The organism is Mycolicibacterium sediminis, assembly GCF_010731735.1.
Lineage (GTDB): Bacteria > Actinomycetota > Actinomycetes > Mycobacteriales > Mycobacteriaceae > Mycobacterium > Mycobacterium sediminis.
Window position 1 is genome coordinate 2,549,105 of record NZ_AP022588.1, and the last position, 11,129, is coordinate 2,560,233.

Sequence of the window (11,129 nt, forward strand, 5' to 3'; positions counted from 1 at the left end):
GCCCACGACGCAAGCGTGGGGCCTACGTACCGATCGTCGACGAGATCGGTACGCAGACCCCACGGTCGACGTTGGTGGTGTGAGACCTAGCGGCCGCTGGACTGTCGTCCGGCGCTCTGGTGTCCGCCGCCGTGGCGGCTGCCACCCTGGCGACTGCCACCGCGCGACGATCCGGACGCCGAGGGCGCGCGACCGCGACCCGAACCGCCGGAGCCGCCGCCACGCGGGCCGCGCGACCGGCGGGGACGATCGGAGGAGGGCTGCATCCCGCGCTGCTCGTCGGTCTCGGGTGCGGTGAGGGCGATGGCGCCGCTGAAGCTGCGCTCGCCGGGCGAGATCTCCTGCAGGACCGGGTGATCGGCGCCGCTGAACCTTGTGATGGTCGGCGTGACGCCGGCCTTGCGGGTGAGGCTGCGCACGTCGGAGACCTGCTCGCTGAGCATCAGCGTCACCACGGTGCCGTCGGCGCCCGCGCGGGCGGTACGGCCCGAGCGGTGCAGGTAGGCCTTGTGCTCGACCGGCGGGTCGGCGTGCACGACGAGGTTGACGTCGTCGACGTGGATGCCGCGGGCGGCGATGTCGGTGGCGACGAGCACGGCGGCGGTGCCGTCGGAGAACGCCGCGAGGTTGCGCGTACGGGCGTTCTGCGACAGGTTGCCGTGCAGCTCGACCGCGGGGACGCCGCGCGAGTTGAGCTTGCGCGCAAGGCCCTTCGCGCCGTACTTGGTACGAGCGAACACGATGGTGCGGCCCGGCGACGCGGCCAGGTCGGTGATGACCTCGAAGCGCGACGCGCTGTCCACGTGCAGCACGTGGTGGACCATGGCGCTGACGGGCGACTGCTCGGAGTCGACGCTGTGCACGATCGGGTCGTGCAGGTAGCGCTTCACCAGCACGTCGACGCCGCCGTCGAGGGTGGCGGAGAAGAGCAGGCGCTGGCCGTTCTTCGGCGTCTTGTCCATCAGGCGCTTGACCGGGGGGAGGAAGCCGAGGTCGGCCATGTGGTCGGCCTCGTCGAGCACGGTGATCTCCACCGCGGACAGGTCGGCGTGGCGCGATTGGACGTGGTCCTCGAGGCGGCCGGGGCACGCGATGACGACGTCGACGCCCCTGCGGAGCTTGTCGATCTGGGGCTGTGCGCCGACGCCACCGAACACGATGACCGAGTTGAGGCCGGTCGCCGCGGCCAGCGGAGCGAGCGCCGCCTCGATCTGGGAGACGAGTTCGCGGGTGGGGGCGAGGATCAGCGCGCGGGGCTTGCCGGGCTTGCGGGGTGCCGGGTTGGCGGCGAGGCGGGCGACCAGCGGCAGCAGGAAGGCGTAGGTCTTGCCCGAGCCGGTGCGGCCGCGGCCGAGGACGTCACGGCCCGCGAGCGAATCGGGAAGCGTCGCAGCCTGAATCGGGAACGCCTCCTCGATGCCTGCGGCGGTGAGGGTGTTGACGACGGCCGTGGGCAGGCCGAATTCACTGAAAGTTGACATGGTGGTGAAGAAACTCCGAAAGTCGAGTGGTCGTTCTGCCCGGCGCGGGTGTTCCCGCGGCGCCAAGGGCTGGTCTCGGTGTGAACGAACGAGAGGCGGCAAAAGGCAGAACTGACGATGCCGCTGGGGACACTCTATCGGAACCCGTGCGCCGTCCCCAATTAGGAGACGCGCATCACCCCGGGGGTGACTATTTCGCGAGCGAGACCAGTTCCTCGACGAATCGGCGCTGTTCGGCGGCGTCGACGCCCATCGGGTGCACCAGCAGCGTCGTCACGCCCGCCTCGGCGTACGCGGCCAGGCGTTCGGCGACGAAGCCACGCGGACCGATCAGCGACACGTTGCGGACGAGGTCGTCGGGCACGGCGTCGATGGCCTCGGCCTTGTTGCCCGCCAGGTACAGGTCCTGGATGCGGTCGGCGACCTCGCCGAAGCCGTAGCGGGTGGCGAGGCTGTGATAGAAGTTCTTCCCGCGCGCACCCATGCCGCCGATGTACAGCGCCAGTTGGGGTTTCGCCCACGCCAGCCGATCCTCGACGTCGTCGCCGATGGCCAGTGTCGCCGACACGATCACGTCGAGCGGCCCCAGGTCGGGGTCGCGCTTGGCTGCGCCGGCGCGAAGCGACTCGCCCCACACCGAATCCGCCCTCTCGGGGTAGAAGAACACCGGCTGCCAACCCTCGGCGATCTCGGCGGTCAGCTCGACGTTCTTCGGCCCGAGGGCGGCGATGGTGATCGGAATCCGTTCGCGCACCGGATGATTGATGAGGTGCAGTGACTTGCCCAGCCCGGTGCCACGCTCTGCGGGCAGCGGCACCTGGTAGTGCTTGCCCGAGTAGGAGAGGTTCTCACGCCGCCACACCTGCCGGCAGATGTCGACGACCTCGCGGGTCCGCCCGATCGGCGCGTCGAACGGAACGCCGTGGAAGCCCTCCACGACCTGCGGGCCGGACGTCCCGAGCCCGAGGTGGAAGCGGCCGTCGGACACGTAGTCCAGGCCTGCCGCCGTCATCGCCATCAGTGCGGGGGTGCGGGTGTAGATCGGCACCACTCCGGTGCCCAGCTCGATGGTCGACGTCTTCGCGGCCAGGTACCCGAGCTGGCTGACGGCGTCGTAGGAGTAGGCCTCCGCAACCAGGGCGATGTCCACGCCGATCTTCTCGAATTCGACGACCTCTTCGGCGGCCTCCCGGAAGCCGTCGGCGTAACTCAGGAAGATTCCGGTGCGCATCATGGCTTTATACCCGGCCTACGGTTTGAGGAGTGCGACGACCTTGTTCTCGATGTCGACGGCGTCGTCGGCGAACGGATCGAGCACCTCGGTCTTCGGTAGCGCGGCTTCGCCGTCGGCGAACTCGCGATAGGTCTTGTCGTCGGCTAGTTCGGCGAGCAGGTAGCCCGTGAGCAGCGCGCGGACGATCTTCTGCGTGCCCTTGTCGGCTCCGGGCATCTTGATCAGGCGCGCAAGCCGCCGTCCCTCGACGATGCCGCCCGCCGTCACGTCCTTGACCGCGCGCAGCGTCGCCGGACGCCACACCCGCGCCAGCTCGACCGCGTTCGACCGCAGCGACATGGGATCGCCGGGGTCGGCGAGGATGAGCCCGGGCACCCGCAGGCTCGATGCGGGCTGCACCGCAGGCGGGCTGCTGACCGATGGGAAGAGGGCGGCGACGGCCTTGAGCCGGTTCGGCATGCCCGCCGCGGCGAACACGGCCGCGGACCCGCCGAAACCGTGTCCGACCACGCCCAGCTTGGTGGGGTGGACGCTGATCTGGCCGGTGCCGAGCCGGACCCCGGACACGATGTCGAGGGTGGAGCCGAGGTCGAACGCCAGGTTGAGCACCGACGGCGCGATGCTGCGCTCGGTGTTGGGGGCGGCGGCGACGATCCCCCAGGACGCGAGGTGCTCCAGCAGGCCGTCGTAGCGGTGCGCGCTCGCCAGCCAGTCGTGCCCGAAGGCGATGGCGGGCAGGTTGAGCCCGGACTCCGGCGTGTACACGGTCCCGGGCAGGCCGGCGAATGCCAGGTCACCGCGCAATACGCGGTGCGGGCCGCGCCGGGTCAAGGAAGCGAACAGCTTCTTGGTCTTGGCCACGCCTTGAACCTATCCCACGACCGACGAGTCGGGCACGAGGCCACTACTGCACTATTCTCGACGTCGTGTGCGGAATCGTCGGTTACGTCGGACAGCGTCCTGCCCGCGGCATCGTCGTCGACGCGCTGCGTCGGATGGAGTACCGCGGCTACGACTCCTCGGGCATCGCCCTGCTGGACGGACACGGCGGACTGACGGTTCGGCGCCGGGCCGGTCGGCTCGCGAACCTGGAGACCGCCCTCGACGAGACCGACGCCGACGTGCTGGTGGGAAGCGCCGGGATGGGCCACACCCGGTGGGCCACCCACGGCAGGCCCACCGATCGCAACGCGCATCCGCACCGCGACGCCGCGGGGAAGATCGCGGTGGTCCACAACGGCATCATCGAGAACTACGCCACCCTGCGCGCCGAGCTGGAGACCGCGGGCATCGAGTTCGCCAGCGACACCGACACCGAGGTCGCCGTGCACCTGGTGTCCCACGAGTACCGCAGCGGTGAGCACGCGGGCGACTTCCCGGCCTCGGTGTTGGCCGTGCTCCGCAGGCTGGAGGGTCACTTCACGCTGGTGTTCGCCAACGCCGACGATCCCGGCACCATCGTGGCGGCGCGTCGGTCCACGCCGCTGGTGGTCGGCGTCGGCGACGGCGAGATGTTCATCGGCTCCGACGTCGCGGCGTTCATCGAGCACACCCGCGAGGCCGTCGAACTCGGCCAGGACCAGGCCGTCGTCATCACGGCCGACGGCTACCGCATCACCGACTTCGCCGGCGACGACGCGTCGGACCGCGCTCGCCCGTTCCACATCGACTGGGACCTGTCGGCCGCCGAGAAGGGCGGCTACGACTACTTCATGCTCAAGGAGATCGCCGAGCAGCCGACCGCCGTCGCCGATACTCTGCTCGGACACTTCGTCGACGGCCGCATCGTCCTCGACGAGCAGCGCCTCTCCGACCAGGAGCTCCGGGAGGTCGACAAGGTCTTCATCGTCGCGTGCGGCACGGCGTACCACTCCGGCCTGCTGGCCAAGTACGCCATCGAGCACTGGACGAGGCTCCCCGTCGAGGTCGAGCTGGCCAGCGAGTTCCGCTACCGCGATCCGGTGCTCGACCGCAGCACGCTGGTCATCGCCATCTCGCAGTCGGGCGAGACCGCCGACACCCTCGAGGCGGTCCGGCACGCCAAGGACCAGAAGGCCAAGGTGCTGGCCGTCTGCAACACCAACGGGTCGCAGATCCCCCGTGAGGCCGACGCCGTGCTCTACACCCGCGCGGGGCCGGAGATCGGCGTCGCGTCGACCAAGACGTTCCTGGCGCAGGTCGCCGCCAACTACCTCGTCGGCCTCGCGCTGGCGCAGGCCCGCGGCACCAAGTACCCCGACGAGGTGGAACGCGAGTACCTGGCACTCGAGGCCATGAGCGACCAGGTCGCCCGGGTGCTGTCGTGCATGGAACCCGTCACCGAGCTGGCGAGGAAGTTCGCGTCGTCGTCGACGGTGCTGTTCCTGGGCCGCCACGTCGGCTACCCGGTGGCACTCGAGGGCGCGCTGAAGCTCAAGGAACTGGCCTACATGCATGCCGAGGGGTTCGCGGCCGGCGAACTGAAGCACGGACCGATCGCGCTGATCGAGGACGACGTGCCGGTCATCGTGGTCATGCCGTCACCGAAGAACGCCGCGGTCCTGCACAGCAAGCTGCTCAGCAACATCCGCGAGATCCAGGCTCGCGGCGCGATCACCATCGTGATCGCCGAGGAGGGTGACGACACGGTCCGTCCGCACGCCGACCACCTCATCGAGATCCCCGCGGTGTCGACGCTGCTGCAACCGCTGCTCTCGACCATCCCGATGCAGGTCTTCGCCGCGGGCGTCGCGCGTGCCCGCGGGTACGACGTCGACAAGCCGCGCAACCTCGCCAAGTCGGTCACCGTCGAGTAGGCACTGCGTGACCGGCGTCGGGCACTTCCGCAGCGACGCCGCGCGCAGGCACTTCGCCTCCGCCTACGAGGCGGCGATGGCGGCGCTGCCCGAACGCCGGACACTCGACGTGCCGACGGCCTTCGGGGAGGCCAGGGTCCACCGGTTCGGCGACGGCGCCGGTCGCCCCGTGGTCATGTTGCCCGGCCGCAACGCCTCGACACCGATGTGGGCCGCGAATCTGCCAGGGCTCTTGAGCCACCGGACCGTCTACTGCGTGGACCTGATCGGGGAACCGGGACTGTCGGTGCAGCGCCGTCCGATCACCGATGCCCGGGACCAGGCGCGCTGGCTCGACGACGTGCTCGCAGGCCTGCGTCTCGACTCGGCCCATCTGCTCGGGGTGTCGTTCGGCGGTTGGTCGGCCACCAACCTCGCGGTGCGCCACCCTCGCCGGGTGGCATCGCTGACGTTGCTCGACCCGGTGCTGACGTTCGCGCCCATCCCGGTGCGGACCATGCTGGCGGTGCTGCCGATGAGCGTGCCACACGCTCCGGAGTGGCTGCGGCGCAGCGTCCTTCGGTGGATCGCGGGCGGCGCGGACGTCGACGGTTCGGACCCGGTGGCTCGTCTCGTCGACGCCGGGTCCATCGACTACGTCCTGCGCCAGCCCCACCCGACGAGGTTCACCGCCGATGAATTGCGCGGCATCGACGTTCCGGTGCTGGCGCTGTTCGCCGGTCGCAGCGTCATCCACGACGCACGCCGGGCAGCCGGCGCGGCGCGAGAGACGTTGCGGCACGGCCACGTCGAACTGTGGGACGACGCGTCGCATGCGATCAACGGCGAGTTCCCCGAGCGAATCGCCGATCGTGCCCGCCGGTTCTGGGACGAGGTGGACGGCTAGAGGTGCTCCGCGAGGAACGGGCGGACCAGCGCCACGACCTCGTCGAGTCGGCTCTCCAGCAGGAAGTGGCCCCCGTCGAGCAGGTGGACCTCGGCGTCCGGGAGGTCCCGGGTGAACGCGCGGGCGCCGTCGGGCCCGAAGATCTGGTCGTGGCGTCCCCACGCCGCCAGCAACGGCACCCGAGACGTGCGGAAGTACTCGTGCACCGTGGGATACAACTCCACGTTGCTGACGTAGTCGGCGAACAGCGCGAGCTGCGCGTCGACCCGCTCCGGCGTCGAGGCCACCGAGTGCAGGGCCGTCGCCCACGCGTCGGGATCGACGACGGTCGGGTCCGAGACGCCGTGCGTGAACTGCCATTCGAGCCCGTCGGGACTGATCAGTCCCCGCAGCGGCTCGGCGTTCGCAGCGCTGCGGTCCCGCCCGTAGGCGAACAGCGGCTCCATGGCATCGCCGACGAAGCCCTCGACGTAGGCGTTGCCGTTCTGCGTCACGACGGCCGCGATGCGCTCGGGGTGACGCAGGGCCAGCCGCCATCCGACCGGGGCGCCGTAGTCCTGCACGTAGAGCGCGTAGCGGTCGAGGCCCAGGTGGTCGAGCAGGGCGTCGACGTGGTCGGCCAGCGCGTCGAAGGTGTACTCGAAGTCGTCGGCCACCGGGACGTCGGAGTGCCCGAAGCCGGGATAGTCCGGCGCGATGACGCGGTAGCGGTCGGCGAGCGCGGGAATCAGGTTGCGGTACATGTGCGAACTGGCTGGCGTGCCGTGCAGCAGCACCACCGCGGGGGCGTTCACGGGCCCCGACTCCCGGTAGAAGAGCCGGCGGCCGAGGACCTCTGCGTAGCGGTGGTGGGTGACCATGTCTAACTCCTTCATCGGATTGTGACGGTTAGGCACAGTCAAGCGACGTCGACCTAACCTGTCAAGTGTTATATGATGGTTAGATGAACGTCGGCGAGGGCGAGACGGTGCTGCTCGACCTGCTGAACACGACGCCGGTCGTCGACGATCGGCCGACCGACGTGCTGACCGGGGAGTGGCTGCGGTCGCACGGCGCGTCCGGACGTCGCCTCGCGGACGTGCGTCGGTTGCGTGACGACCTGCAGCGGGTGGTCCGCGGCGGCGATCCGGCGGTCGTCCTGACGCAGTACCTCGACGGCGTCACCCAGACCCCGGCGATCGTCGACGGTGCCGTCGAATGGCGGCTCGACGCCGACTGGGCGGCACGCGTCGTGCTCGCCTGGGGCGAATTGCAGGCGAGCATGCCCGGACGCCTCCGGCCGTGCGCCAACGGCGAGTGTCACCTGTTCCTCCTGGACCGCAGCCGGGCGGGCACCGCGCGGTGGTGCTCGATGGAGGTGTGCGGCAACCGGATGAAGGCGCGGAGGCACTACGGGCGGGCGAAGGGCTGAGGTTTTCCCGGGCGTCCATCGGGCATGCGAGCCGTGTCAGCATCCGCCTTTCGAGCGAAGGAGCATCATGGTCGCCTCCACCAATCGCAAGCGCGTCGAGGACGCCCTCAACGACGCGGACTTCCCCGCCGACAAGGACCGGCTGCTCGCCGTTGCCGACCGCAACGGGGCAGACCAGGACACTCTCGGTGCGCTCCGGGCGATACCGCCCGAGGAGTACGGCAACATCGGCGAGGTGCTCGCCTCCGTCACCCATGACGACGGCCCGTCCGCGGCCGAGAAGGCTCGGGCCGGAACCCTCCCCGATCACCCCGGGCGGGCCCAGGGCGAGAAGGACGTCCCGCCGGTCAACCCGATCGTCGAAGAACTCGGCGAGAATCGCAAGGCCTGAGCGCGCGCTGTGAGTTTCCCCGACGTTCTCCTGCGGCAGCCGTCGGCATGGAATCCTGAACTCGATGCGCCACTACCACTCCGCTGACGCGATCCGGAACGCCGAGGCTCCGCTGCTGGCGTCGCTGCCCGAGGGCGGCCTGATGCGCCGGGCGGCGTACGGGTTGGCGGTTGCGATCGCCCGGGAACTCGGCACCGTCGCCGGTCGGCGGATCTGCGCGGTCGTCGGCTCCGGCGACAACGGTGGTGACGCCCTGTGGGCCGCGACGTTCCTGCGGCGTCGCGGCGCCGCCGTCACCGCCGTCCTGCTGAACCCCGACCGCGCGCACGCCGGCGGTCTGGCCGCCTTCCGTGCGGCCGGCGGTCGCATCGTCGAGACCGTGCCCTGCGCAACGGATCTGGTGATCGACGGTGTGGTCGGCATCTCCGCCTCGGGGTCGCTGCGGCCTGGGGCTGCCGAGTTGTTCGCCGACGTGGACGACCGTCGCATCCCGGTGGTGGCGGTCGACCTGCCCAGCGGGCTGGACGTCCACACCGGTGCCGCCGACGGTCCGCACGTGCACGCAGCCCTCACCGTCACGTTCGGCGGTCTCAAACCCGTTCATGCGCTGGGTGACTGCGGTCGCGTCGAGCTGGTCGACATCGGACTCGACCTGCCCGGGTCCGACGTCCGCGCACTCGACGCCCCCGACGTCGAGACACGCTGGCCCAAGCCCGGTCCGCACGACGACAAGTACACCCAGGGCGTCACCGGCGTCATGGCCGGATCGGCGACGTACCCGGGTGCGGCGATCCTGTGCACCGGTGCCGCCGTCGCGGCGACCTCGGGCATGGTCCGATACGCCGGAACCGCTGCGGCCGAGGTCGTCTCGCACTGGCCGGAGGTCATCGCCACGTCCTCGGCACACGCTGCGGGCCGGGTGCAGGCGTGGGTGGTCGGACCGGGTCTCGGCACCGACGAGGCCGGCGCCGCGGCGCTGAGCTTCGCCCTCGGCACCGACCTGCCGGTGATCGTCGACGCCGACGGCCTGACGATCCTCGCCGCCCATCCGGACCTCGTGGCCGGGCGTTCCGCGCCGACCGTCCTCACCCCGCACGCCGGGGAGTTCGCCCGGCTCGCGGGCCACCCCCCGGGTGACGACCGGGTGGCCGCGACTCGCCGCCTCGCCGCCGCCTTCGGCGCGACGGTCCTGCTCAAGGGCAACGTCACGGTGATCGCCGAACCCGGGTCGGGCGCCGTCTACGTCAACGACGCCGGTCAGTCGTGGGCCGCCACCGCCGGGTCGGGCGACGTGCTGTCCGGCATCGTCGGCGCCCTGCTCGCCTCCGGCCTGCCTCCCGGCGAGGCCGCCGCGTCGGCGGCCTTCGTGCACGCGCGCGCCGCCGGACTCGCCGCCGCCGATCCCGGACCGGCGTCGGCACCGGTGTCCGCATCGAGGATCCTCGACCACGTCCGTGCGTCGATCGCCGCGCTCTAACCCACCCCAGGAGACCGTCACCCATGTCGTCACGCAGGCACCGCCACACCTCGTCGATCGCCCCCGCCTACACCGGGCGACTGTCGACCGCGCCGGTGCCATCGCTGCGCCTCCCGGACGAGCCGATGGACCCTCAGGCGGCCTACCGGTACATCCACGACGAACTGATGCTGGACGGCAGCTCACGGCTCAACCTCGCGACGTTCGTGACGACGTGGATGGACCCCGAGGCCGAGAAGTTGATGGCCGAGACGTTCGACAAGAACATGATCGACAAGGACGAGTACCCGGCGACGGCGGCCATCGAGCAGCGGTGCGTCTCGATGGTCGCAGACCTCTTCCACGCCGAGGGCCTGCGCGACGACGACCCCGCCAGCGCGATCGGCGTGTCGACGGTGGGCTCCAGTGAGGCCGTGATGCTCGCCGGTCTGGCGATGAGCTGGCGGTGGCGTCAGAAGGTGGGGAAGGACTGGCGCACGCGCACCCCGAACCTGGTGATGGGCTCGAACGTGCAGGTCGTGTGGGAGAAGTTCTGTCGCTACTTCGACGTCGAGCCGATCTACCTCCCGATGGAGGAGGGCCGGTACGTCATCACCCCCGAGCAGGTCCGCGCGGCGGTCGACGAGGACACGATCGGCGTGGTCGCGATCCTGGGCACCACCTACACCGGGGAACTCGAACCCATCGCCGAGATCTGCGCGGTCCTCGACGAGATCGCCGCGGCCGGCGGGGTGGACGTGCCGGTCCACGTCGACGCCGCCAGCGGTGGCTTCGTCGTCCCGTTCCTGCACCCCGAGGTCTCGTGGGACTTCCGGCTGCCGCGGGTGGTGTCGATCAACGTCAGCGGTCACAAGTACGGCCTGACCTACCCGGGCATCGGGTTCGTGGTGTGGCGCAACGCCGAGCACCTGCCCGACGAACTGGTCTTCCGGGTGAACTACCTCGGCGGTGACATGCCGACGTTCACGCTCAACTTCTCCAAGGGCGGCAACCAGGTCATCGGCCAGTACTACAACTTCCTGCGCCTCGGCCGCGCCGGGTACTCCCAGGTCATGCACAGCCTGTCCGACACCGCCCGCTGGCTCGGCGACCAGCTGAGGAACAGCGAGCACTTCGAGCTGATCTCGGACGGCTCGGCGATCCCGGTCGTGAGCTTCCGCCTCAAGGGGGACCGCGCCTATACGGAGTTCGACGTCTCGCATGCGCTGCGGTCGTTCGGCTGGCAGGTGCCGGCCTACACGATGCCCGACGACGCATCCGACGTGACGGTGCTGCGGGTCGTGGTGCGGGAGGGCTTCTCCGCCGATCTCGCACGTGCGCTGCGCGACGACACGCTCACCGTCCTCAAGACCCTCGACGAACTGAAGCCCAACGGGCACTTCGACGAGGTGCAGCCCTTCGCGCACTAGCTGCGGCGGGCATCCGGCCGGCCTCTGGGATACTCGAGGGCGACC

At 70.3% G+C, this 11,129-nt stretch carries 10 protein-coding genes; 6 read left to right on the forward strand and 4 right to left on the reverse strand.

What is annotated here, in order from left to right; genetic code table 11:
* Positions 1-86: 86 nt before the first annotated feature.
* The 3 genes from G6N64_RS12230 to G6N64_RS12240 form a co-directional block, all read right to left on the reverse strand.
* Positions 87-1,481, reverse strand: a complete 1,395-nt coding sequence (locus G6N64_RS12230) for a DEAD/DEAH box helicase (protein ID WP_163797245.1) — start codon at positions 1,479-1,481, stop codon at positions 87-89.
* A gap of 190 nt (positions 1,482-1,671) precedes the next feature.
* Positions 1,672-2,712, reverse strand: a complete 1,041-nt coding sequence (locus tag G6N64_RS12235) for an LLM class F420-dependent oxidoreductase (RefSeq protein WP_163797247.1) — start codon at positions 2,710-2,712, stop codon at positions 1,672-1,674.
* 18 nt (positions 2,713-2,730) lie between these two features.
* A complete protein-coding gene (locus G6N64_RS12240) occupies positions 2,731-3,576 on the reverse strand; it encodes a dienelactone hydrolase family protein (protein WP_163797248.1) in 846 nt (281 codons plus the stop codon).
* Positions 3,577-3,641: 65 nt separating this feature from the next.
* On the opposite strand from G6N64_RS12240, the gene glmS reads away from it, so the two are divergent.
* The gene (gene glmS / locus G6N64_RS12245) at positions 3,642-5,510 is read left to right on the forward strand and encodes a glutamine--fructose-6-phosphate transaminase (isomerizing) (protein ID WP_163797250.1); all 1,869 of its coding nucleotides are present in this window, start codon (positions 3,642-3,644) and stop codon (positions 5,508-5,510) included.
* 7 nt (positions 5,511-5,517) lie between these two features.
* The gene (locus tag G6N64_RS12250; RefSeq protein WP_246231125.1) at positions 5,518-6,396 is read left to right on the forward strand and encodes an alpha/beta fold hydrolase; all 879 of its coding nucleotides are present in this window, start codon (positions 5,518-5,520) and stop codon (positions 6,394-6,396) included.
* On the opposite strand, the gene G6N64_RS12255 is transcribed toward G6N64_RS12250, so the two are convergent.
* Positions 6,393-7,256 carry an alpha/beta fold hydrolase gene (locus G6N64_RS12255; protein WP_163797252.1) on the reverse strand — a complete coding sequence of 288 codons (864 nt, stop codon included), beginning with the start codon at positions 7,254-7,256 and terminating at the stop codon, positions 6,393-6,395. The two genes, G6N64_RS12250 and G6N64_RS12255, sit on opposite strands and share 4 nt — an antisense overlap.
* Positions 7,257-7,339: 83 nt before the next feature.
* Here G6N64_RS12255 and G6N64_RS12260 point away from each other — a divergent pair, with 83 nt between their 5' ends.
* From G6N64_RS12260 to gad, 4 genes are all read left to right on the forward strand, one after another.
* The gene (locus G6N64_RS12260) at positions 7,340-7,807 is read left to right on the forward strand and encodes a CGNR zinc finger domain-containing protein (RefSeq protein WP_163797254.1); all 468 of its coding nucleotides are present in this window, start codon (positions 7,340-7,342) and stop codon (positions 7,805-7,807) included.
* 67 nt (positions 7,808-7,874) lie between these two features.
* Entirely contained in the window at positions 7,875-8,198 is a 324-nt protein-coding gene (locus tag G6N64_RS12265; RefSeq protein WP_163797257.1) for a DUF2795 domain-containing protein, read from the forward strand.
* 64 nt (positions 8,199-8,262) lie between these two features.
* A complete protein-coding gene (locus G6N64_RS12270) occupies positions 8,263-9,675 on the forward strand; it encodes an NAD(P)H-hydrate dehydratase (RefSeq protein WP_163797259.1) in 1,413 nt (470 codons plus the stop codon).
* A 23-nt stretch (positions 9,676-9,698) separates the two neighbouring features.
* Positions 9,699-11,084: a glutamate decarboxylase gene (gene gad, locus G6N64_RS12275; protein ID WP_163797261.1), complete on the forward strand. Its 1,386-nt coding sequence runs from the start codon at positions 9,699-9,701 to the stop codon at positions 11,082-11,084.
* Positions 11,085-11,129: the final 45 nt, after the last annotated feature.